This is a genomic window from Catenulispora pinistramenti (genome assembly GCF_018274385.1).
GTDB lineage: Bacteria > Actinomycetota > Actinomycetes > Streptomycetales > Catenulisporaceae > Catenulispora > Catenulispora pinistramenti.
In genome coordinates, this window is the sequence record NZ_JAAFYZ010000171.1 from 1 (window position 1) to 24,211 (window position 24,211).

12 protein-coding genes and 1 pseudogene are annotated in these 24,211 nt (G+C 68.7%); 8 read left to right on the plus strand and 5 right to left on the minus strand.

Annotated features, from left to right (window positions below; all coding sequences use genetic code 11):
• Positions 1-120: 120 nt before the first annotated feature.
• The 3 genes from KGQ19_RS50315 to KGQ19_RS35145 are packed head-to-tail and all read left to right on the plus strand — an operon-like array spanning position 121 to position 7,980.
• On the plus strand, positions 121-7,236 hold the full coding sequence (locus KGQ19_RS50315; RefSeq protein ID WP_438801894.1) for a non-ribosomal peptide synthetase: 7,116 nt from the start codon (positions 121-123) through the stop codon (positions 7,234-7,236).
• Positions 7,233-7,781 (plus strand): signal peptidase II, encoded by a 549-nt coding sequence (gene lspA / locus KGQ19_RS35140; RefSeq protein ID WP_212017379.1) that lies wholly within the window; start codon positions 7,233-7,235, stop codon positions 7,779-7,781. Before KGQ19_RS50315 ends, lspA begins: the two co-directional genes overlap by 4 nt.
• The gene (locus tag KGQ19_RS35145; protein WP_307856601.1) at positions 7,762-7,980 is read left to right on the plus strand and encodes an MbtH family protein; all 219 of its coding nucleotides are present in this window, start codon (positions 7,762-7,764) and stop codon (positions 7,978-7,980) included. The genes lspA and KGQ19_RS35145 overlap by 20 nt, the downstream gene beginning before the upstream one ends.
• 127 nt (positions 7,981-8,107) lie before the next feature.
• Here KGQ19_RS35145 and KGQ19_RS35150 read toward each other — a convergent pair whose 3' ends face one another.
• Together KGQ19_RS35150 and KGQ19_RS35155 are read right to left on the minus strand one after the other, a co-directional pair.
• Positions 8,108-10,363: a PQQ-dependent sugar dehydrogenase gene (locus KGQ19_RS35150; RefSeq protein ID WP_212017383.1), complete on the minus strand. Its 2,256-nt coding sequence runs from the start codon at positions 10,361-10,363 to the stop codon at positions 8,108-8,110.
• A gap of 13 nt (positions 10,364-10,376) precedes the next feature.
• The gene (locus tag KGQ19_RS35155; protein ID WP_230419930.1) at positions 10,377-12,026 is read right to left on the minus strand and encodes a glycoside hydrolase family 28 protein; all 1,650 of its coding nucleotides are present in this window, start codon (positions 12,024-12,026) and stop codon (positions 10,377-10,379) included.
• A gap of 203 nt (positions 12,027-12,229) precedes the next feature.
• Between KGQ19_RS35155 and KGQ19_RS52220 the strand changes: the two genes are divergently transcribed.
• The 4 genes from KGQ19_RS52220 to KGQ19_RS35175 all read left to right on the plus strand — a co-directional run bounded on the left by KGQ19_RS52220 (position 12,230) and on the right by KGQ19_RS35175 (position 19,907).
• Complete coding sequence (locus KGQ19_RS52220) at positions 12,230-14,908, plus strand: winged helix-turn-helix domain-containing protein (RefSeq protein WP_212017385.1); 2,679 nt, start codon at positions 12,230-12,232, stop codon at positions 14,906-14,908.
• A gap of 85 nt (positions 14,909-14,993) precedes the next feature.
• Positions 14,994-16,427 carry an alpha/beta hydrolase family protein gene (locus KGQ19_RS35165; protein ID WP_212017388.1) on the plus strand — a complete coding sequence of 478 codons (1,434 nt, stop codon included), beginning with the start codon at positions 14,994-14,996 and terminating at the stop codon, positions 16,425-16,427.
• A 25-nt stretch (positions 16,428-16,452) separates the two neighbouring features.
• Positions 16,453-19,152 carry a helix-turn-helix transcriptional regulator gene (locus KGQ19_RS35170; protein WP_212017390.1) on the plus strand — a complete coding sequence of 900 codons (2,700 nt, stop codon included), beginning with the start codon at positions 16,453-16,455 and terminating at the stop codon, positions 19,150-19,152.
• Between the two features lie 152 nt (positions 19,153-19,304).
• The gene (locus KGQ19_RS35175) at positions 19,305-19,907 is read left to right on the plus strand and encodes a hypothetical protein (RefSeq protein WP_212017392.1); all 603 of its coding nucleotides are present in this window, start codon (positions 19,305-19,307) and stop codon (positions 19,905-19,907) included.
• 294 nt (positions 19,908-20,201) lie between these two features.
• Here KGQ19_RS35175 and KGQ19_RS35180 read toward each other — a convergent pair whose 3' ends face one another.
• Positions 20,202-20,768, minus strand: a complete 567-nt coding sequence (locus KGQ19_RS35180) for an isochorismatase family protein (RefSeq protein WP_212017394.1) — start codon at positions 20,766-20,768, stop codon at positions 20,202-20,204.
• 164 nt (positions 20,769-20,932) lie between these two features.
• Positions 20,933-21,373, minus strand: a complete 441-nt coding sequence (locus KGQ19_RS35185; RefSeq protein ID WP_212017396.1) for a MarR family winged helix-turn-helix transcriptional regulator — start codon at positions 21,371-21,373, stop codon at positions 20,933-20,935.
• A 219-nt stretch (positions 21,374-21,592) separates the two neighbouring features.
• On the opposite strand from KGQ19_RS35185, the gene KGQ19_RS35190 reads away from it, so the two are divergent.
• The gene (locus KGQ19_RS35190; protein ID WP_307856602.1) at positions 21,593-23,155 is read left to right on the plus strand and encodes a Na+/H+ antiporter; all 1,563 of its coding nucleotides are present in this window, start codon (positions 21,593-21,595) and stop codon (positions 23,153-23,155) included.
• A gap of 58 nt (positions 23,156-23,213) precedes the next feature.
• Here the strand turns inward: KGQ19_RS35190 and KGQ19_RS35195 are convergent.
• Positions 23,214-24,180: pseudogene (locus tag KGQ19_RS35195) on the minus strand (chloride channel protein).
• Positions 24,181-24,211 lie beyond the last annotated feature (31 nt).

Below are 24,211 nucleotides of genomic sequence, written 5' to 3' on the forward strand. Positions count from 1 at the left end.
TTGTTTGAGGCGCCGACGGTGGCGGGGTTGGCGGGTCGGTTGGCTGGGGCGGGGGTGGCTCGGCCGGCGTTGCGGGGTGGTGTGCGGTCGGGGTCGGCGTCGGCGTCAGCGCCAGAGTTGGTGCCGTTGTCGTTCGCGCAGCAGCGGTTGTGGTTCCTGGGGGAGTTGGATGGGCCGAACGCGACCTACAACATTCCGACCGTGTTGCGGTTGCGCGGCGAGCTGGATCGGGACGCGTTGGATGCGGCACTGCGGGATGTGGTGCGGCGGCATGAGGTTTTGCGAACGGTGTTTCCCTCTGCGGAGGGGGTGCCGCTTCAGCGGGTCTTGGATCCGTGGGACGTCGGGTCGCTACTGAGGGCGGTTCCGGTCAGTCCGGGTGAGGACTTGGCTGGGCTGGCGGCTACGGCGGTGGGCAGCGCGTTTGATCTGTCGCGTGAGTTGCCGCTGCGGGCCTGGTTGTTCGGGGTGGGTCCGGATGAGCATGTGCTGGTAGTGGTCGTTCATCATGTGGCCGGTGACGGTTGGTCGCTGGGCCCGTTGGCGCGGGACGTGTCGGTGGCGTATGCGGCGCGGTTGGCTGGTTTGGAGCCGGAGTGGGCGCCGCTGCCGGTGCAATACGCGGATTACGCAGTGTGGCAGCGGGAGTTGCTGGGGTCTGAGGACGACCCCGGCAGTGTGTTGTCACAGCAGTTGGCGTATTGGCGGGCCGTGTTGGCTGATCTGCCGCAGGAGTTGGGGTTGCCGTTCGATCGGCCGCGTCCGGCGGTGGCCAGCTACGCCGGTGACGTTGTCGAGTTGAGCGTGTCGGCCGGTGTGCATGAGCGGTTGGTTGGCTTGGCACGGGCGCAGGGTGTGACGCTGTTCATGGTGTTGCAGGCCGGGTTGGCGGTGTTGCTCTCTCGGTTGGGGGCTGGGACGGATGTGCCGATTGGTTCGCCGATCGCTGGGCGTACTGATGAGGCGTTGGATGATCTGATCGGATTCTTCGTCAATACGCTGGTATTGCGGACGGACGTGTCGGGCGATCCGTCGTTCGTTGAGTTGCTGGGTCGGGTGCGCGAGGCGGGGTTGGGTGCGTTCGCGCATCAGGATGTGCCGTTTGAGCGGCTGGTTGAGGATCTGGCGCCGGTGCGTTCGTTGGCGCGGCATCCGTTGTTCCAGGTGATGTTGTCCTTGCAGGACAATGCCGAGGCTGTTCTTGATCTGCCGGGTGTCGCAACGGAGTTGTTGGCTCCGGCTGTGTCGGCAGCGAAGTTTGATGTGGCGTTCGAGTTGGGTCAGGTATTCGATGCCGACGGTGCGCCGGCGGGGCTGCGCGGTGGGGTCACGTTCGCCGTTGACCTGTTCGATCGCGAGACGGTCGAGCTGATCGCACAGCGGTTCGTGCGGGTGTTGGAGGCGGTGGCCGCTGATCCGGAGTGTCCGGTCGGGCGGGTCGAGATTCTGCTGCCGCAGGAGCGGCAGCAGATCTTGCAGGGGTGGAACGACACGGATCGTGAGGTGTCAGGGGCGACGCTTCCGGAGTTGCTCGGCGAGCAGGCGGCCCGGACTCCGGCTGCGATGGCCGTGGTGTTCGGCGACCAGGAGCTGTCTTACGCGCAGTTGAATGCGCGGGCTGATCGGTTGGCTCGGTTGTTGATCGGTCGTGGTGTGGGGCCGGAGTCTTTGGTCGCGGTGGTGATGGAGCGCTCGGCGGATCTGGTGGTGGCGTTGTTGGCGGTGCTGAAGGCCGGCGGCGCCTACTTGCCGGTGGATCCGGGCTATCCGGCTGATCGGGTGGCGTTCATGGTGGCTGATGCGGAGCCGGTGCTGGCGTTGGGCGATGCGCAGACCGCCCGGTGGTGGAGCGGCGACGTGCCGCTGCTGGTGATGGATGACCCGGCTGTGGTGCGGGAGCTGGCCCGATATGAGGACTCTGAGCTCACCGATGCCGATCGGCGGGGCCAGCTGCTGCCCGCTCATCCCGCCTACGTGATCTACACTTCCGGGTCCACCGGCCGTCCCAAAGGCGTCACCATCCCCCACGCCGGTCTGACCAACTTCCTGGCTGCGATAGGGGAGCGTTTTCCGCTGACGCCTGATGACTGCCTGCTTGCGGTCACTACTGTGGCATTCGATATCCACATTCTGGAGCTTTTCGTCCCGTTGGTCGCTGGCGCCCGCGTGGTGATTGCCAGCCGTGACTCCGTCCATGATCCGGCCGAGCTGGCCGGTCTGATCGGCCGTCACCGGGTGACGATCATGCAGGCCACTCCCACCTTGTGGCAGGGCCTGCTGACCGAGCAGGCGGAGGCTGTTCGCGGGCTGCGCATGCTCGTCGGCGGCGAGCAGCTGCCGGTTGCGCTCGCTGCCAGAATGCGCGATGTCGCAGCAGACGTGACCAACCTATACGGCCCGACCGAGGCCACTGTTTGGTGCACCGATCATCGGCTCGATGTGCTGTCGCAGGGTGCTGGGATACCTATAGGCGCGCCGCTGGATAACACTCAGGCCTTTGTGCTTGATGATGCGCTGAGCCCGGTCCCTGCGGGTGTTGCCGGTGATCTGTATATCTCTGGTGTTCAGCTGGCGCGGGGCTATCTGGGCCGGATGGATCTGACCGCTGAGCGGTTTGTGGCGTGTCCGTTCGGTGTGGCCGGGGAGCGGATGTATCACACCGGTGATGTGGCGCGGTGGAACCGCGAAGGTGAGTTGGAGTTCGTAGGCCGGGCTGATGATCAGGTGAAGGTTCGCGGATTCCGGATCGAGCTGGGTGAGATTGAGGCGGTGCTGGCGGCACATCCCTCGGTGCGGCAGGCCGTGGTGGTAGTGCGCGAGGACGTGCCGGGCGACAAGCGTCTGGTCGGCTATGTGGTTCCGGCCGCCGAAGCGGATGATGGCCTGACCGATTCGCTGCGGGGTCATGTGGCCGGTGCGCTGCCGGACTACATGGTGCCGTCGGCGATGGTGCTCCTTGATGCACTACCGACGACGGCGAACGGGAAGCTGGACCGCCGTGCTTTGCCGACGCCTGACTACACCGGCGGTTCCGGGCGTTGCCCTGCGGATGCCCGTGAAGAGCTGCTGTGTCAGGTGTTCGCCGAGGTCTTGGGTGTGCCCACAGTGGGGGTGGATGACAATTTCTTCGAGCTGGGCGGTCATTCGCTGCTGGCGACGCGTTTGGTGAGTCGGGTTCGTTCGGTCTTGGGGGTGGAGCTATCGGTTCGGGCGTTGTTCGAGGCGCCGACGGTGGCGGGGTTGGCGGGTCGGTTGGCCGGTGCGGGGGTGGCTCGGCCGGCTCTGCGGGCTGGGGCGCGGTCAGGGCCGGTGCCGTTGTCGTTTGCGCAGCAGCGGTTGTGGTTCTTGGGGGAGTTGGACGGGCCGAACGCGACCTACAACATCCCGACCGTGTTGCGGTTGTCAGGGGTCTTGGATGTCGAGGCGTTGGCCGCGGCGCTGCGGGATGTGGCGGGGCGGCATGAGGTTTTGCGAACGGTGTTTCCGTCGGCGGAGGGGGTGCCGTTTCAGCGGGTCTTGGAGCTGGGAGATATCGGCTCGCTGTTGAGAGTGGTTCCGGTCGGTCCGGGTGAGGATATGGCCGGGCTGGCGGCTGCGGCGGCTGGCTATGTCTTCGATCTGAGTACTGAGATGCCACTCCGGGCGGTTTTGCTGACGGCTTCCCCGGATGAGCATGTGTTGGTCATGACGGTGCATCACATCGCGGGTGACGGCTGGTCGTTGGGGCCGTTGGCGCGGGATGTGTCGGTGGCGTATGCGGCGCGGTTGGCGGGCTCGAAGCCCGGTTGGGTGCCGTTGCCGGTGCAGTATGCGGACTACGCGGTGTGGCAGCGGGAGCTGTTGGGGTCCGAGGACGATCCCGGCAGCGTCCTGTCCCAGCAGTTGGCGTATTGGCGCCGGGCGCTGGCTGATCTGCCGCAGGAGCTGGGGTTGCCGGTGGACCGGCCGCGCCCGGTGGTGGCTTCCTATCGGGGTGGCACGGTCGAGTTGAGCGTGTCGGCCGGTGTGCATGAGCGGCTGGCCGGGCAGGCGCGGGCGCAGGGTGTGACGCTGTTCATGGTGTTGCAAGCTGGCCTGGCTGCGCTGTTGTCCCGGCTGGGGGCTGGGACGGATGTGCCGATCGGTTCGCCGATCGCTGGGCGTACTGATGAGGCGTTGGATGATCTGATCGGATTCTTCGTCAATACGCTGGTATTGCGGACGGACGTGTCGGGCGATCCGTCGTTCGTTGAGTTGCTGGGTCGGGTGCGCGAGGCGGGCTTGGGTGCGTTCGCGCATCAGGATGTGCCGTTTGAGCGGCTGGTTGAGGACTTGGCGCCGGTGCGTTCGCTGGCGCGGCATCCGTTGTTCCAGGTGATGTTGTCCTTGCAGGACGACGGCGGGGTGGGGTTGGAGGTTCCGGGAGTCCGAGTGCAGGCGGCGTCGCCGGGGCAGGAAGCGGCGAAGTTCGACTTGTCGTTCACGGTGCGGCAGCAGTGGGGCACGACCGGTGAGCCGGCGGGGTTGCGGGGGTCGGTGGTGTATGCGGCGGATCTGTTCGACCACGAAACGGTGGAGCTGATCGCGCAGCGGTTTGTGCGGCTGTTGGAGGCGGTTGCCATCGACCCGCAGCAGTCGGTCGGCCGGGTCGAGGTGTTGTCGGCGCCGGAGCGGCAGCAGATTTTGCAGGGGTGGAACGCCACGGATCGCGAAGTGCCCGAGGCGACGCTGCCCGATCTGTTCGCGGAGCAGGCGGCTCGGACGCCGGCTGCGACGGCCGTGGTGTTCGAGGGCCAGGAGCTGTCTTACGCGCAGCTGGGTGCGCGCGCTGATCGGCTGGCTCGGTTGCTGATCGGTCGTGGGGTGGGGCCGGAGTCGTTGGTCGCGGTGGTGATGGAGCGCTCGGCGGATCTGGTGGTGGCGTTGTTGGCGGTGCTGAAGGCCGGTGGTGCCTACCTGCCGGTGGATCCGGGCTATCCGGCTGATCGGGTGGCGTTCATGGTGGCCGACGCCGGGCCGGTGCTGGCGTTGGGTGATGCGCAGACCGCCCGGTGGTGGACCGGTGATGTGCCGTTGCTGGTGATGGATGATCCGGCAGTGGCGCAGGAGCTGGCCCGGTATGAGGACTCTGAGGTTACCGATGCCGATCGGCGGGGTCGGCTGCTGCCATCCCATCCCGCCTACGTGATCTACACCTCCGGGTCCACCGGCCGTCCCAAAGGCGTCACTATTCCCCACACCGGCCTGACCAACTTCCTGGCTGCGATGGGTGGGCGTCTTTCGCTGACGCCTGATGACTGCCTGCTCGCGGTCACCACAGTGGCATTCGATATCCACATTCTGGAGCTTTTCGTCCCGCTGATCGCTGGCGCCCGCGTGGTGATTGCCAGCCGCGACTCCGTCCACGATCCAGCCGAGCTGGCCGGTCTGATCGGCCGCCATCGGGTGACGATCATGCAGGCCACTCCCACCTTGTGGCAGGGCCTGCTGACCGAGCAGGCGGAGGCTGTCCGCGGGTTGCGGATGCTTGTCGGCGGCGAGCAGCTACCAGTTGCGCTCGCCACGAGAATGCGTGACGTCGGTGCGGACGTGACCAACCTTTACGGCCCGACCGAGGCCACCGTCTGGTGCACCGATCAGCGGCTCGATGGGTTGTCGCAGAGTGCTGGGGTGCCGATCGGCGCGCCGCTGGACAACACTCAGGCTTTTGTTTTGGACTCGTCGTTGCGTCCTGTGCCGGCGGGGTCTGTGGGCGAGCTGTATGTGGCGGGCGTGCAGCTGGCGCGGGGCTATCTGGGCCGTGGGGGATTGTCGGCGTCGCGGTTTGTGGCGTGTCCGTTCGGTGCGGCCGGGGAGCGGATGTATCGGACCGGTGATGTGGCGCGGTGGAACCGCGAGGGGGTGCTGGAATTCGTGGGCCGGGCCGATGACCAGGTGAAAGTTCGCGGATTCCGGATCGAGCTGGGTGAGGTCGAGGCGGTGCTGGCGGTTCATCCGTCAGTGCGGCAGGCCGTGGTCGTGGTGCGTGAGGACGTGCCGGGTGACAAGCGTCTGGTCGGCTACGTGGTTCCGACTGCCGATGCCGATGCGGGTCTCCCCGATTCGCTACGGGCTCATATGGCTGGTGCGGTGCCCGACTACATGGTGCCGTCGGCAGTGGTCTTGCTTGATGCGCTGCCGACGACGGCGAACGGGAAGCTGGACCGCCGTGCTTTGCCGGTGCCTGATTACGCGGGTGGTTCCGGGCGCGGCCCTGCGGATGCCCGTGAGGAGCTGCTGTGCCAGGTGTTCGCCGAGGTTTTGGGCGTGCCGGCAGTGGGGGTCGATGACAACTTCTTCGAGCTGGGCGGTCATTCGCTGCTGGCGACACGCCTAGTGAGCCGCGTCCGCTCGGCGTTGGGGGTGGAGCTGTCGGTTCGGACGCTGTTCGAGGCGCCGACGGTGGCGAGATTGGCTGGTCGGCTGGCCGGAGCGGGGGATCACGAGCAGAACGTCTTCGACGTCATGCTGCCGTTGCGGGAGAGCGGCGAAAGGCCACCGCTGTTCTGCTTCCATCCGGTCTCCGGGATCGGTTGGAAATACGCCAACATACTGAGATACATCGATAGGGACCGTCCCGTCTACTCGCTACAAGCGCGGGGCATCGCGAGCGACGAGCGGCTTCCGCTCGATGCCGATGAGATGGTGCAGGACTATCTCGCCGAGGTAAGGCTGGTGCAGCCGAAGGGTCCGTATCATCTGCTCGGCTGGTCATTCGGCGGGTCCGTCGCCCAGAAGATCGCGATAGAACTTCAGCGTGCAGGTGATGAGGTCGCGTTGCTGGCCGTTCTCGACACCTATCCGGAGGCCGGACTCGACGGAGATGACGAGGACCCGGTCTTGGAGTCGACCATCGTCGAAATGATGAAGGATTACGTCAGAAGCGGCAGCGAGAACGCCGAGGACGAGGCGGCCGACATCGCGAGCCTGGCGGCCGGACTCGATCTTGAGAAGATCGACGGGGTCGTGAAGAACATCGAGAGGATCTCGCGAGCGATTTCGCTTGAACGCTACGAAGGTGACGTGGTTCTCTTCGTCGCCTCGCAGGGTAAGTCCGATCCGTCGGTGCTCAGTGAGGCCTGGGCCCGATACGTTGGTGGGAGTCTCGAGGTCCACCAGATCGACTCCACACACAGCGACATGATGAACTCCGGCCCCGTCGAGGAGATCGGCAGGGTCGTCGGAAGGAAGCTAGGCGACTTGCGAGAACTGTCATGACCGCGGCACCGGAAGCCGGCGTGGAGCGGAGCAGGATCGTCTGGTCAGTGGGTATCGCCGCGACGGTTGTGCTGCTCGATCTCGTGTCGAAGGCCATCGTGGCGTCATCGCTGGTGGAAGGCGGACAATCAACCCGCATCCTCGGCGGTCTGGTCTACTTCTCGCTCCTGCGGAACCCGGGAGCCGCCTTCGGCACGGCCGGCGGCATGACAGTGGTCTTCACAGCGATATCGGCAGGGGCGGTGGTGGCCTTCATCCGACTCGCGTCGAGAATCAGGTCCCTGCCGTGGGCTGTCGCGCTTGGACTGCTGATGGGCGGCGCGCTCGGCAATCTCATCGACAGGCTGTTCCGGGCGCCGGGTTTCCCCCGAGGGCACGTAGTCGACTTCATTTCCGTGTTCGGCCCCGACGGCCGCTACTTTCCGATTTTCAATCTCGCGGATTCCGCGCTCACCACCGGCGCGGTCATGCTTGTCGTGGTGACGATGTTCGGTGTCAGGCTTGACAACGTGAAGGAGAACCTTGATGGCGAACCCATTCGATGATGAGGCCGCAAGCTACTTCGTGCTGATCAACGACGAGGGCCAGCACTCGCTGTGGCCGGTCGCCATAGAAATCCCAGCCGGGTGGCGGGCGGTCTTCGGCGAAGCCCCGCGGCAGGAGTGCATGGACTATGTGGATACCCACTGGACTGACATGCGGCCCGCCAGCCTTGTCGCCGCGATGGAGAGCGGATCCGACTAGGCCCGCTGGTGCTGGTGCTGGTAGCGGTAGCGGCAGATGGCGTGAGTAGAAGGAACGCCCGGCCTCATCGCCCCCTGTAGGGGTTCGGGGCCGGGCGCTCTTCCGTGTTGTCTATCTGGGGAGTCGATCAGGCGACGGTCACGTGAAAGATCTGGTTATTGCTGTTATGCGGTGTGCTGTCCTTGTCACCGCCGTTGGTGGTGGCCAACCAGATCCCGCCGTCCGGCGCCGGCTCGACGGTCCGCAGCCGGCCGTACGTCCCGACGAAGAACTGCTGGACGTTGGTCAGGCTGCTGCCGCTGATCTGCTCGCGGTACAGCCGAGTCCCGCGTTCGCAGGCCACATACAGGAAGTCGCGGACGATGGTGATGCCGCTGCACGATCCCTCGGCCACGGGATAGGTGTGCTTCGGCGCGATGAAGCCGGCCGTGCCGCAGGTCCCTGAAGTCCCCTCGCACGACGGCCAGCCGTAGTTTCCGCCCTTCACGATCAGGTTGGTCTCGTCCATGATGTTGTTGCCGAACTCCTGCTCCCACAACCTGCCTTCGGAGTCGAAGGCCAGGCCTTGGACGTTGCGGTGCCCGTAGCTCCAGACCGCGTTGTGGAACGGGTTGTCCGGCGGGATGGTGCCGTCCGGGTTGATCCGCAGCACCTTGCCGTTGAGGCTGCTGGTGTTCTGTGCGTTCGCGCCGTTCTGGGCGTCGCCGGTGCCGGCGTACAGGTACTTGCCGTCCGGGCTGAATCGCAACCGGCCGCCGTTGTGGAACTTGTTGCGCTCGATGCCGGTCAGCAGGATCTGCTCGGTGCCGGTCTGCAGCGTGTCGGTGGCCGGGTCGTATTTGATCCGGACGATGCGGTTGTCGGTCGGCGAGGTGTGCATGATGTAGAGCCAGTGGTCCGAGCCGAAGCTGACCGGGTTGATCTCCAGCCCGGTCAGGCCGCCCTCGCCGTCGGTGCTCTGGACGTTCGGCACCGTGCCGACGCTCTTCTTGGCGCCGGTCTTCGGGTTCAGGTGCACGATGTCGTGGGCGTCGCGCTCGTTGAACAGGATCGTGCCGTCGGGCAGCGTGACCAGGCCCCAGACCACGTCGTCGTCGGTGCCGACCTGAGTGACGGTGCAGACGCCCTGCGCGGGGGCGCAGCTGCTCGGCGCCGAGGTGGTGACGTCCACCGGCGGGGTGCTGCCGGCGCTCTCGTTGCCGTTGCCGTCGTAGGCGGTGACCTGGAAGTGGTAGGCGGTGCTCGGCGTGAGACCGTCCACCTGGGTGCCGGTGGCGTTGGCGTCCGCGGTGCCGACCTGGGTGCGTGCGCCGTCGGCAACGTTGTAGACGCGGTATCCGGCCACTGCGACGTTGTCCGTGGAGGCGGTCCAGGCCAGGGTGACGCTGCTGCTGGTCATCGCGGTGGAGTGCACGGCGCCGGGAACTGTCGGCGGCGTCGTGTCGCCGGACGGTGGCGTGGTGACGTGCAGCGTGCCGGACGGCTGGCTGACGTTGCCCGCCGCGTCGCGGGCGTTCACGTAGAACCCGTAGGCGACGTTCGGGCTCAGTGAGGCGCAGGTGGCTGTCAGGGTGCTGCCGTTCACCTGCGCGCACAGCTGGCCGTCGTGGTAGATGTCGTAGCCGGCGACCCCGACGTCGTCGGTCGAGGCGGTCCAGCCGATGGTGACGCTGTTCGGCGTGTCGGAGACCAGCGTCGGAGTCCCGGGCGGGGTCGGTGGCGTGGTGTCGGTGCCGAGCGTGCCGTAGACGGCCAGCTCTTGTAGCGAATAGCCGTGGCCGGCGTCGCCGCGGCAGCGTTTCGTGCCGTACATGCGGACGTAGCGGCCGTTGCCGTCCAGTGCGGTCAGGTCCTCCACGCCGCCCTTGCCGGCGGTCGTGCTGTAGATCTTCGTCCAACTGCTGTGGTCGGCCGAGGTGTCGATCTCGTAGGCGGTCGCGCAGGACGTGTCCCACTGCAGCCGGACCCGGCTGACGTGCGCGGTGGCGCCGAGGTCGAGGTAGATCCATTGCGGGTCGGCGCCCGAGGCGCTGGCCCACCGGGTGGTCGAGACGCCGTCGTCGACGTTGGCGGCGCTGCAGCAGCCGCCGGCGGAGGAAGCGGTCGCCGGCTTGTTCAGGGACAGCAGGGTGTCGGCGGCCGGAGCCGCTTGGGCCGAACGGGCGGGCTGGTCAGCCTGGTCCGCCGGATGTGCGGCGGCCGCCTGAGCCACGGCCGCCGCCCCGGATTCTGCCCCGTATTCCGCTGACACCGCCGGATGACTGGGCGCGGCGGCCGAGGCTGTGACCGTCGCCGTCACCGTGCCGGTCACCGCCAGCACGGCGGCGCAGGCCACGAGGATCAGGCCACTGATAGGTCTGGGTCTGGAGCGCGTTATGCGCATGGCTGTGCTCCGTTCAGCCGAGGGCGAGGTAGTGGGCGAGGTAGTGGTACCGGGTGGTGGCAGACCCGCAGGTCTGGGTGGAGCCGGTCGCCGAGACGCGCAGCGCGCCGCCGGCGGTGTTGTGGCTGTTGCTGACGCAGTAGCCTGTGATGTTCTGGAACCCGACGTCGAACGGGCTGGAGCTGCCGGTCTGCGCGGTCAGCCCGTCGAAGGTGATGTCGCTGCCGGCGTTGGCGATGACCGCCGGGCGGCCGTCGCTCTTGGCGACCTTGACCGAGCTGCCGGTGAAGTGGATGCTGGAGACGTCGTGCAGGTACCAGCCGTAGGCCGGCCGGGTGCCGATGCTGTTCGGGTTGTAGTCGCCGTTGTTGCCGGGCACGCCGGTGGACATGGTGCCGCGGCCGCCGGGGACGGTCAGGGTGACGTTCGCGAAGGTCTCGTCGCTGACCTGGTGAGAGCCGTCCGCGCCCCAGATCGTCGGGCTGTAGTCGGTGTCGGCCACGCCGGTGCCGGTGATGTTCTGGTATGTCACGTTACTGATGTGCCCGACCGTGGGTCTGCCCCCGCAGCGCAATCGGGTCCCGATCTTCTGCATGATCGGCGAGTGCACGCCGGTCATGGTGATGTCCTGGTAGTGCACGTCGGAGATGTCGGCGCCGTCCATGCTCACCATGCCCAGGCCCGACTTGCCGGCGCCGAGGACGGCGATCTGCTGGAACTGGTAGTCGGTGAAGGACCCGCAGGTCTCCGAGCCGAACATCAGGGCATTGCAACACTTGGCCCGCAGCGTGCTGTGGGTGACGGTGACGTGCCCGCTGGGCAGCGACGCCCCGAGCGCGTAGTCGCTCTTGAACACCAGCGCGTCGTCGTTGGAGGAGATGTTCGCGTTGGTGATGGCGACGTGCGTCGTGGAGATGATGTTCCAGCCGTCGCGGTCGCTGGAGGTGTCGATCGTGAGGTGGTCGGACACCACGCCGTCGCAGCCGTTGATCAGCGCCCCGAAGTGTCCGCCGCGAGCGAGCGTGATCCCGCTGAGCGTGAGGTCGGTGCAGCGGGTCAGGGAGATGATTTTGTCGGCCTGCCCGGCGCCGGGGTTGCCGGGGATCAGGTCGCCGTTGCCGTCGATGGTGCCGGACCCGGTGAAGCCGATGTTGGAGAGCTTGTCGCCAGAGAACATGGCGTCGTGGAAGTGGCTGTGGCCGTAGTCCTGGTACTTGTCGTAGGGGTTCGGCTCCGCGGCGTCGTAGGTCTTGGCACTGGAGCCGAGCACCTTCGAGCCGGCGTCGAGCTGGATGGTGACGTTGCTCTTGAGGTGGATGGTGTTCGCCGACTTGTAGGTGCCGGCCGGGAACTCCACGATGCCGCCGCCGGCGGCGTTCGCCGCGGTGACCGCCTTGTTGACGGCCGGGGAGTCGTTGGTGGAGCCGTTGCCGGTGGCCCCGTAGTCCTTGACGTTGAAGACCGGGGCGGCGGCCTTGGCGGATGCGGGATGGGGCGCGACGGCGGCGGCGGCGGGCGCTGCACCCGCGGCTGAGATCGCGGGTGCCGCGTTGGCGGTGCCCTGCACACCGGCCAGGGCGAGCGCCGCCACGGCGGTCGCCGCCAGCGTGGCCGCGAGACGTGGGGTACGACGTGGTGTGCCCTTGCTTCGAAGGGCGAACATATATCTTGTCACGGCGCTGAGTGAACATGACATCAGATGAGTCCGCAAGGTTAAGAACCCTTACACATGGCAAAATCCCTGACGGGCACGGCCTTTGGGCGAGACCGACGATCATTCATCCGAGGTTCACGGAGGATGGATCTTGGCATCTCTGGTATCTCATATATGAGTCATCGTGGACCCGTGCATGGGATGATTCTCCGGTGGCAGCACGCGGCGTGGCCGATACCACGGGCGGTGAGTCCATCGGCTCCGGCATGGAAAAGCTGGTGCTGCGCCCCGGCTTGTTCGGCCGTCTGGCGGCGACGGCACGCGTGACCGTGGTCTCCGGATCGGCGGGTAGCGGCAAGTCGGTATTGCTGCGCTCGTGGATCGAGCGGACCGGCTTGGCCGGTCAGGTGGCGTGGGCGGCGGCGCGCGGCGATGAGCGCGATCCGCAGGGGTTCTGGGTGTCGGTGTTCGACGCGCTGCGCCGGACGGTCGCCGGCTCGGCTCTGGTGCAGCCCTTGACGCCGGCCCCGGATCTGGACGGGTGGACGCTCGTGGAGCGGCTGCTGGCGGACCTGGCGCGGCTGCCGGACCCGTTGTGGCTGGTGGTCGACGACGTCCACGAACTGAGCGCGGAGGCACTGCGGCAGCTGGAGCTGCTGGTGCTCCGGGCGCCGCCGGAGCTGCGGTTCGTCTTGTCCACCCGGCATGACGTGCGGCTTGGTCTGCACCGGCTGCGCCTTGAGGGCGCCTTGGCCGAGATCCGCGAACGCGATCTGCGGTTCAGCCCCTCCGAGGCGGGCGAGCTGTTCCAGGCGGCGGGCCTGAAACTGTCCGCGGCCACGATCGCGTTGCTGCACCAGCGGACCGAGGGCTGGGTCGCCGGACTGCGGCTGGCCGCGCTCTCCCTTGCCGGGCATCCGGACCCCGAGGGGTTCGCGGCCGGGTTCTCCGGCAGCGATCGGACGGTGGCCGAATTCCTGCTGGCGGAGGTGCTTGAGCGACAGGACCCTGCGATACGGCGTTTGCTGCTGCGCACATCAGTGCTCGAACAGATCAACGGCGAACTCGCCGACGTGTTGACCGGCGGCGGCGAATCCGAGCGGATACTTCAGGATCTGGAGCGGGCCAACGCCTTCGTCGTCGCCCTGGACGCCGGCCGCTCCTGGTTCCGCTACCACCGGATGTTCGCCGACCTGCTCCAGTTGGAACTCCGCCGTGAAGCGCCGGCGGAAGTCGCCGACCTGCACCGTACCTGCGCCGCCTGGTTCGCAGAACACGGACATGCCGTGCAGGCCGTGCGGCACGCCCAAGCCGCCGAGGACTGGGCGTCGGCCGCCGCGTTCCTCGCCGACGCCTGGCCCACGCTCTACCTCGACGGCCGCGCCGCCACCATCCACGAACTGCTCACCGCCTTCCCCGCCGAGGTGCGGGCGGCGAACGCGGAGCTCGCGATCCTGGTCGCCGCCGACGAGGCCGCGTTCGGCGTGATCGAGACGGCCGAGTGGTACCTCGGAGTCGCCGAGCAGCGGGCCTCGTCCGTTGCTCCGGACCGGCGCGGTCAAACCCGGGTGCTGCTCTCGATGGCCCGCCTGCTGGCAGCTCGCCGGCGGGGTAATCAGGAGGCTGTGATCGCCGAGGCGCGTCGGGTGCGGCACGTCGCGGAGGGGTCTGATCCGGCGCACCCCGGCCTGAGCGAAGACCTTCGCGCGTTCGCCTCGATCAGCGTCGCGATCACCGAGGACTGGACGGATCGGCAGGCACCGGCCCGACAACTCTTGACGCGGGCCGTCGAGCTGGCGCGCCGAACGGGACGGCCCTATCTCGAATTCAGCGGACTGGCTTACCTGGCGGCGCTGGACGTCGCGTCCTCACAAGACACGGCTGCGCAAGCGTACGCCGAGCAGGTGATCGAGCTGGCCCGGCGGCACGGCTGGACCGACGAACCGTCGGCGACCATCGCCTACGCCATCCGCGGCGTGGCGCTCGTTTGGCAGGCCAGGCCGGAGGAAGCCGAGCCCTGGATCCACCGCGCCGAGCGCTCCCTCACCGTTGAGACCGAGCCTTCGGTGGGAGCGGGGATCCACTACATCCGCGGCATGCTGGAGCTGGTGCGCGGCCGCGACGCCGAGGCGCTGGCGGCGCTGCGGGCCGCGGAGCCGCTGACGGCGCGATTGGATCTGGACACCCCGTACTATCTCAGCGCACCGACACGCGCGCTGTTGTTGCACGCCCTGGTGCGTCTCGGCGAGGTCCAGCGCGCTGAACGCATGGTGGAAGGGCTCGACAAGCAGGAGCGAGCGCGCGGGGAGGTGCGCGTCGCGGTGGCGGCTCTGAAGTCGGCCCAAGACGATCCCGAAGGCGCGATCGCGGAACTGGCGCCGGTCAAGGACGACGATTCCGTGCGCTACGGCCGGCGGACGTGGCGGGTCGCGGCGTTCGTCCTGGAAGCGGCGGCACGCGAGGCGCTCGGCGACAGCGCCGCCGCCGAACGGCTGTTGGAGCGTTCGCTCGACTTGGCCGAGCCCGACGGAGCGGTGTGGCACTTCCTGCTGTGCCCGCCGCCTGAGCACCTGCTTGCGCGGCACGCCCGGCGTACCGCACACGCCTGGCTGGTCGCTGAGATCCAGAGCATGCTCGCCGCCCGGCGACTGCCCTCGCCGTCCTCCGCGCAGCCGCCCGCGCCCGATCCGCTGAGCCACAGCGAGATCAGGGTGCTGCGCTACCTGCCGACCAACCTCACCGCTCGCGAGATCGGCGGCGAGCTGGGCGTCTCGCCCAACACGGTCCGGACCCACATCCGCGGCCTGTACACCAAGCTCGGTACGCACAGCAGGTCCGACACCGTCGCCCGGGCTCGAAGCCTGGGGCTGCTCGCCCCCTCGGCGCGATAAGTCATACCGACTGTGTGAGGACCGCTCACCCCGGCTGTGGAAAGGATGAGCCGGTCGGAATGCCTCTCGATATAAGGAGCCTCGCATGTCCTCCGAGCCGGTCGTCAATCTGGCCCCCAGCACTGCTGCCACTCGCAGATCGTTGCTGCGCGTGGGCGTGCTCGGCGGCACCGGGACCGTCTTGCTGGGGGCGGGCGGTGTCGGCACCGGTATCGCTCAGGCTGCCTCGGCTGCTCAGGCCACTCCAGCGGCTTCAGCCGGTGCACCGGCGTTGCAGGGCCTGTTCACCCAACCGGATCTGGACTTCGACACCCTCTTCGCGTTCGGCGGGACCGGATACGGCTCGGCCGAGTTCGGCGAACTGGTCACGGCCGTGAACGCGATCAACGCGGCGGGTGCTTCCTACCAGACCTACTACGACACCTTCCTCCCGCTCGCGACGCGCCTCGATCGGCAAGCCGGTGCCGAACTGGCCGCCGGCCACCGTGTCAGCGCTCGTGCTCTCTACCTGCGCGCCGCGTCGTACTACGACCTGTGCCTGTACTTCATCTTCGGCACCACTGCCCGAGCCTCCGAGGCCGGGGCTTACGCGGCCATGCAGCGCTGCTGGGACCTGTTCTGTCAGCTCTCGGACTCACCCTTCGAACCGGTGCGCATCCCCTATGAGGGCAGCTACCTTCCCGGCTACCTGCTGCGTTCGGACGAGCGGGCGCGGCGTCGCCCGACCGTCATCCTGAACAACGGCCAGGACGCGCAGAACGTGCGGATGTGGGCCTTCGGGGCGGCGGCTGCCCTCGAACGCGGTTACAACGTCCTGATCTTCGAGGGTCCCGGGCAGGGCTCGATGCTGTTCGAGCGCCAGGCCTTCCTCCGCCCGGACTGGGAGAAGGTGATCACGCCGGTCGTGGACTACCTGCGGGACCGGCCGGAGGTCGACCGCGACCGGATCGTGCTCAGCGGTTCGAGCCTGGGCGGTGAGCTCGTCGTGCGCGCCGCCGCCTTCGAGCACCGGCTGGCCGCGGTCGTGGCCGACCCCGGATTCCTGAGTCTGTGGGTCTCCTGGCAGGCCCTGGAGAAGGAGATCACCTCGGTGTTCGAACACGGCCTGAGCAAGCAGGAAATCAATGCCCTGTGGCAGCAGAAGTTTGTTCCCGCGCTCTCCGAGACCCAGCGGTTCGACCTGGTCAAGGCCGCCGAACCCTATGCCCGGGACGCGCTGCTCGCCGGCCGGGCCGGGACGGTCTTCGACGACCTCTACGGCCTCGGCACGACGCTCATGCGCTTCACCGTCGCCGACGTCGCCGCGCGGGTGAGCACGCCGACGTTGGTGACCGTCTATGACGACGACGAACTCGTGACGCCGGCTGCCGGGCAAGGCGCGCAGGTCTACCGGCTGCTGCACGCCGACAAGCAGATCGTCACCTTCACCGAGGCCGAAGGCGCCCAGGAACATTGCGCCCCGATGGCTCCGCGGATCCGCAACGAGGTCGTTTACGATTGGCTTGATGGCGTTCTGTGACGCCGGCGGGCGCGATAATGGAGACGTGTCGCGTGTTACCGAGGCCGGCGGCCGCGGCCCCCAGTCCGTGGTGGCCAGGCCCGGCTTGTCCCGACGCCTGACGGAGACGAAGCGCGTCGCGGCCATCGCGGCTCCGGCCGGCAGCGGCAAGACGATGTTGCTGCGCTCCTGGATCGAGGAGTCCGGACTCGGCGATCGGGTCGCCTGGGTCGCGGCGGGCTCCAGCGAGCGCGATCCGCAGCGGTTCTGGGTGTCGGTGTTCGACGCGCTGCGCCGGACGGGCGCGGGCGCGCCCCTGGTGCCGCTGGTCTCGGCGGCGCCGGACGCGGACGGTTGGGCGCTGGTCGAGCGGCTGCTGACCGCTCTGGCGCCGTTGCGGGAACCGTTGTGGCTGGTCGTTGACGACGTGCACGAGTTGGGGCCGGCGGCCCTGCGGCAGCTGGAGTTGCTGGTTCTGCGCGCGGCGTCGGCGTCGGCGGCGTCGGGCGCGTCGGGCGCGTCGGACTTGAGGTTCGTGCTGGCTTCCCGGCACGACGTCCGCCTGGGTCTGCATCGGCTTCGCCTGGAGGGCGGACTCGTCGAGATCCGCGCGGCCGATCTTCGGTTCAGCCTGGCCGAGGCGCGGCGGCTGTTCACGGGTGCCGGCTTGGACCTTCCGGAGCCGGCGGCGGTGGCATTGCACGAGCGCACCGAGGGCTGGGCCGCCGGACTGCGCATGGCCGCCATGTCTTTGGCCGGACACCCGGATCCGGAGCGGTTCGCCGCCGAGTTCTCCGGCAGCGAGCGGACGGTCGCGGAGTACCTGCTGGTCGAAGTGCTGGAGCGGCAGCGCGAGGACGTGCGCCGACTCCTGCTTCGCACCTCGATTCTGGAGTGGGTCAACGGGGAACTCGCCGAACTGCTGAGCGGAGTCGGTCACGGGGAGCGGGTGTTGCAGGACCTTGAGGAGGCCGGGGCGTTCGTGCTCGCGCTGGACTCGGACCGGACTCGGTTCCGTTACCACCCGATGTTCGCTGAGCTGCTGGCGCTGGAGTTGCGCAGAGCGGTGCCCGGCGAGGTGGCGGGACTGCACCGCACCGCGAGCGGCTGGTTCGCCGCACACGGCCGTCCGCTGGAGGCGATCCGCCACGCGCAGGCCGCGCGGGACTGGGACCAGGCAGCGCAGCTGCTGGTGAGCCACTGGCCGGGGCTGTATCTCGACGGGCAGGACGCGGCCGTCCACGAACTGCTCGCCGGCTTTCCCGGTGCGGTGCGCGCCGGCGATGCCGAGTTGGCCGCGGTGGCCGCCGCGGACGAACTGACGCGAGGTTCGCTGAAGGCGGCCGAGCACCACCTGAACCAGAGCGAGCGTGCCATGGCATCGATGCCGGCCCAGCGGCGCGACCGTGCCGATCTGCTGCTCGGGATCGTCAGGCTGCTGACAGCCCGCCAGCGCGGAGACCTGGACGCGGAGCTTCAGCAGGCCCAGCGCCTTCGGACCATAGCCGAGCACCCGCAGGCCTCACGCCCCTCAGGTCCCGCACGTCCCGCTTCGGGCGAGGAGTTGCGCGCCGTGGCGCTGATCGGGCTGGGGTACGCGAGCAGCTGGAGCGGCGGCCCCGCACAGACGCGGCACCTGGAGGAGGGGATCGCGCTGGCCCGCCGGATCGGGCGGCCGTATCTGGAGTTCACCGGGCTCGCCTACAAGTCCGCGATCGAGGCCACGCGCTTGGCGCCGGAAGCCGAGACCAGTGCCGCGCGCGCCATCGAGCTGGCCGAGTCGCACGGGTGGACCGACAAGGTCGCGGTCGGCGTGGCGAGTGTGGCGTCGGCCGGCGCGGTGGCATGGCAGGGCCGGCTCGACGAGGCCGAGGCGTACCTGCGGCGGGCCGGGCTGACGATCGGGCCGGAAGTCGAGGCGGTGGCGGCGCTCGCGGCGCTGTTCATCCGGGGACAGCTGGAGTTGGTGCGCGGCCGGGCTGCCGACGCGTTCGACACGTTCCAGACCGCCGAGACGCTGGCCGGCCACTTGGCCGGGGCGCACCCCTTCGCCCGCCCGGTACGCGCCTGGTCCATACGAGCGCTGATTCGCTTGGGGGAGCTCGCGCGGGCCGAGCAGTCCCTCGCCGAGATCGATGAGCCGGAGCGCGACAGCGGCCTGGTCCGCGTCGTCGCCGCCACCCTCCGCCTGGCCCGCGACGACCCCCGCGGCGCGCTCGCCGAGCTCGGCCCGGCACTGGACACCGATGCGCACGCGGGGTGGCGGGCGTGGCTGGTCGAGGCGTTCTTGCTGGAGGCCCTCGCCCGCGACGCGTTGGGGGAGCGGGCCGCGGCTGGCCTGGCATTGGAGCGCGCGCTTGAGCAGGCCGAGGCGGGCAGCACGCTGCTTTGCTTCCTGCTGCATCCGGTGGCGGAGCTGGTCGAGCGGCATGCGAGGGGGCGTACCTCGCACGCTCGGGTAGTCGGGGAGGTTCGGACGCTGTTGGGCGGGGGCGGCTTGGCCGCGCGTGGCTCCGCGCAGAAGGCGCTGGTTGAAGCGCTGAGTGATAGCGAGATTCGGGTGCTGCGGTACTTGCCCACCAACTTGACGGCGCCGCAGATTGGGGACGAGCTGTCTGTTTCGCGCAATACGGTGAAGACGCATATGCGGAGTTTGTATACGAAGCTTGATACGCATAGTCGGGCCGAGACTGTTGCGCGTGCTCGGGAGCTTGGGTTGATTGCTCGGGTCGGGTTGGTGGGGTGAGGATCGTCCCACCCTGAATCACCCCACCCTGAATCACCCCACCTGAGTGATGAGCGCTCACCCCGTCGCTCCCTAGCGTTTCTCGCAGGGGCCGAGCCCCACGCCACGCCGCCTGCGCCGAACGTCTGCGCCCCACGTCTGGAGAGTGCCCCATGAACGCCATGAAAGCCGTCTGGAGCAAGGTGAAGGGCGTGCGCGGCTTCCTGAGCTGGATCGTGTTCGCCGTCTTCCCGAACTCCGAGGTGGCCTGGGCGGCGCTTGCCGGCCTCGCGGTCGCCCTCGTCCTGTTCACTCAGGACCGGCGCCGGGGCGTCCCGCTCGACGCGCTGATCCTGGATATCAGCACACTGGTCTTCTTCGCGGCAACGAGCGCGGCCGGGTTCGCCAAGCCGCACGTGCCGCTGGGTAACTGGAGCAGCGCCCTGTCGTTCGGCTGGCTGGCGATCACCGCCTGGGGTACCATCGCGCTGCGCCAGCCCTTCACGCTCGGCCTGGCCCGGCAGCGGGTGCCGCGCGAGGTCTGGGAACGCCCCGCGTTTCAGCGGTCGCAGCTGGAGCTCACGCGGTTGTGGGCGGTGCTCTTCACGGTGTTGGCGGCCGTGCTCGCCGTCTGCACCGGCACGCATCAGGGCACGCTGCTCGGCCTCAGCATCCGGGTGGCGGCTCTGAGCTTCGGGGCGCACCTGACTTCGCGGCATATCAAGGCTTCGCGGTTGCGGATGGCTGCGGTGGCTTTGAGTGCTGACGCGGCGTAGGGGTTGGTGGAGCGGGAGCTATTGATCGGTGAGGAACACCCTGCGGGCACCGAACACTGTTGCCAGCTTGCCCATGGTCGGCTGCATCACGGCGCTGCACAGGTAGAGCACTGATATGAGAGACGCGGTGGCGCCGGGCTCCTTGTAAGTCCAAGCCGATTCCGGTCGGGCCGGGCTATCAGTGAGCTGTTGATCGGGTTGAGCGTGGATCCGGTGAGCAGTGGGCCGGTGGGCCGGTGTAGCGCCAGCCGAGAGGCGGTGTTTGCGAGCGTGGGGGTGTGAGAGTCGGCGCACTCACGGGCGGCTCCCCTCCAGGAGCGCCAGCAGTTCGGCGGTGGTGCCGGTCTCGGCGATCTTCGGGAACACCTTCGTGACGCTGTGCTCGTGGGTGTCCGGCGAACCGTCGGTCATGGCGTCCACCGGCAGGCTGACGTGGAACCCGTCCTCGTGGGCGGAGCGCGCGGTGGACTCCACGCCGCTGCCCGTGGCGATGCCGACCACCACTACCTGCGTGACGCCGCGTGCCCTCAGCTGTGCGGCGAGGCCGGTGCCGGAGAAGGCGCTGCGCGCGTATTTGGTGACGGCGATGTCGTCCGGCTGCTGGTCGAGCTCGGGGATCAGGTCGGTCCAGCCCGCGGGCCGGGCGTGGCCGCCGGTGGTGCCGCGCTCGGTGCGTCCGGGCGGGGCACCCGCGACGTTCACCAGCGCGACCGGCAGTCCGTGCCGCCGGAAGGCGCCGATGAGCTCGGTGGATCGGGCGATTACGCCTTGCACCGGGTGTGCCAGCGGCAGCCCGACGATGCCGGCTTGCAGGTCCACGACGATCAGAGCGGTGTTGGTGTCGACAGCGGAAAAAGGCATGGCGGTATCCCCTCTCGAGGGTTCGAGTTCTGATTCGGGTTCTGATTCGGGTTCTGATTCGTGTGCTGACCCACGTGCTGATCCGCGAGGTGTTTCGCAAGGTGTTTCGCGAGATGGCTCGGGTGCCGACTCGCGGGCTGAAATGCACGACGGCGCGCGGGCCGCTAGGCCTTCGTGAGCCGCCGGATCAGCTCGACGGCGACGCGCAGCTGCTCGATCTCGGCCGGGCTGAGCTCGGAGCTCATCGCCTGGGTCAGCCAGTCCTCCTTGGCCAGCCGCCCGGTGCGGAACTCCTCACGCGCCTTCTCGGTCAGGTCCAGGATCGTCTTGCGCCCGTCCTTCGGGTCGGGCGAGCCGCTGACCAGTCCCGCGCCGTCGAGCGCCGCGACGATGGCGGCCATCGACTGCTGACGGATGCCCTCGGCCCGGGCGAGTTCGGTGGTCGTGCCGGCCCCGTCCCGTTCCAGCCGGCCGAGCACGGCGGACTGCGACTTCGTCAAGTCGCTGCCCGTGGCCTGCTCGCGCAGTCGGCGCACCAGCTGCGCCAGGACCACGCGGAGGTCGCCGGCCACCGTGGCGGCCGCAGGCCTGGTGTTTTCCGTCATGGCCTCAGCCTATCGCTTAGGCAGGTGACTGTACAGTTAACTGTGTAAATCTGGTCCGCGCCTGGCCGCGCCCGCGGGTGGGCGAGGGCGGGGGAGGTGAGCGAGATCATGAGCAGTTCGTGAGATTGCCGTAGCGAACTCGTTTGCTGATCAATAGGCTCGGTGCCGGTGTGCCGGGAAGTCTGGTCGGCTCGGGGATCCTCCCGATACCTGCCACTGGTGTCGGACCCGACGACTCGTCTGGGGCTGACCGTGTCGCATGCCGTGGTGATCGTGCTGTCGTTGGTGGTGCTGGGCACGGCGGTGGCGACGTTCGCGGGGCGGTGGGGGATCCCGGCACCGTCGTTGCTGGTGCTGGCCGGGATCGGGGTGGCTTTGGTCCCCGGGGCGCCGGCGGTGCACGTGGCTCCGGATGTCATCGCCTCGGTGGTGTTGCCGCCGTTGTTGTACGCCTCCGCGGAGGAGATCTCGGCGCGGGAGTTGCGGCGGGTGTGGGTGCCGGTGCTGGTTTTGGCGTTGGGCCTGGTGCTGGCCACGGCCGCGGTGGTGGCGTCGTTGGCGTGGGCGTTGACCGGGTTGTCGGCGGCGATGGCGTTCGTGCTGGGGGCGGTGCTGGCTTCCACGGATCCGGTGGCGGTGACGGCGTTGGGGCGGCGGCTGCGGTTGCCGGGCCGGATCCAGGTGCTGGTGCAGTCGGAGAGCTTGTTCAACGACGCGACGTCGCTGGTGCTGTTCAAGGTGGCGGTGGCCGGCGCGGCCGCGGGGTCGGTGGGTGTGCTCGGCGGGATGGGGAAGTTCTTCGTGCTGGCCGGCGGTGGTCTGGCGGTGGGTGCGGGATTGGCCGCCGCGGTGGCGTTTCTGCGTTCGTCGATCACTGATCCGGTGTTGGAGACGGTGATCGCTTTGGTGACGCCGTACACGGCTTACCTGCTGGCCGAGAGCATCCAGGTGTCCGGGGTGACCGCGGTGGTCGTGGCCGGGGTGGTCGCCGGCAGTGTCGGGCACCGGATCACCGATGCCCGGACCCGGCTTCACGTGCACAGCGTCTACGCGGTGCTGGTGTTCGCCCTGGAGTCGGTGGTGTTCTCGCTGATCGGGCTGCAGCTGCCGGCGCTGGTGCGGGATCTGGGTTCGGCCGATCGGTGGTGGCCGGTGCAGGCGGCGGTGTTGGCCGCGGCTCTGATCGGGATCCGGATGCTGTGGGTGTGGCCGACGACGGCCCTGGCCCGGCCGACCCGGGGGTATCCGACCTGGCCGCTGACCCGGGTGGTGACCTGGGCCGGGACCCGCGGGGTGATGCCGCTGGCGGCGGCGCTGTCGATTCCGTTGGCCGCCGACGACGGCGCGTCGCTGCCGGGGCGGCCGCTGGTGTTGGTGCTGACCACGGCAGTGGTCGCGGCGACGCTGACGGTGCAGGGCCTGAGCCTGGCCGGGGTGGTGCGGACCTCCGGGCTGGCCGTCGCGCCGGAGCGGGCCGCGGCCAAGGAGGAAGCCGCGCGGGCGGCCATGGACCGTGCGGTGGTGGAGTATCTGGACGAGTTGGCGGTGGCGGGCCCGGCGAACTCCTCGGCGGTGCTCCGGCTGCGGGCCCGCTACGCCGAGCGCCTGGACCCGGAGACCGACGCCTCCCTGTTGGAGGATCTGGCCACACTGCGCCGCGACGTGCTCAGCGTTCAGGGTGCTGAGTTGCGCAAGCTGTTCGCCGAGGAGCGGATCAGCGACGGGTCGCGGCGCCGGCTCCAGGCCGAACTCGACCGGCGCGAAGCCGGTCTTGACGCTTGACCGGCGCGAAGCCGGTCTTGACGCATGACCGGCGGGTCGGACGGAATCAGGGTTTTGATCAACTCGGCGCGGAAGCCGCGATCGGCCGGCGATGCGCGGCGGCAAGCACCGCCTGGTGGGTGATCCAGCCGGAGAGCCGCGTTCCGGCGGCGTCCAGCACCGGCAGAGCCCATGGATCGGCGGACACCAGGGCGTCCAGTGCCGCGCTCAGCTCGGCGTCGGCGCGCAGTGCGTGGGGAACGTGGGCGACGTGCCCGATCTCCTCGCCGTCCCGGCCGCCCTCGGCCAGTACCTCGGCGACCTCGCGGGCGCAGGCCACCCCGAGGAAGGATCCGTCGGCGGCCGTCACCGGCAGTGCGCCGTGCCGTGAAGCCGCGAGCGTGTCAGCGGCCTGCGACAAGGAGGTGGTCGCGGGCAACGACGCGGGAAGGGCGTAGGAACCGACGCCGCCGGCTGCGACGCCGAACACGTCGTGGGCGAGGATTCCGAAGGCCGAGCCGAGCATCGCACCCAGGAACAGACTCGGGGCGAACACCCCGCCGGAACCGCCGATCCCGATGGTCAGGCTGGTCGCCACGATCTTCCCGACCAGCAGCAGCACCAGGAACGGCACGTTCGCGAACGCCGCCCGGCCGATCACCGAGGCCGTCACCGAGGACAACACCACCATCCCGAAGCCCTCGGCTGCGAAGGAGGTCAAGATCAGCTCCATCGCGAAGAACACCCCGGCCAACGGCGCGTTGAACGTGGCCGCGATCCCGCCGGCCGCGCCGCAGGCGACCAGCAGCCGCATCCGGTCCTCCCCGGCCCCGACGACGCGGCCGAAGGTGGAACCCCTGACCGGCGGCCGAGTAGTCGGCGTGGCCGGAGAAGACCTGGGTGAAGGTCTTGATCAGCCAGCGGGACGCGATCGCCCCCAGCCCGGCTCCGGCGCCCACCGCCAACGCCAGCACCACCAGCCCGCCGCGGCCGGTCGCCAAGGCGCTCACCAGCCGGTTCGTGCCTCGATCGGTGGTCAGCGGCAGGGTCGGGGATGGGGTTGTCTCTTGTACACAT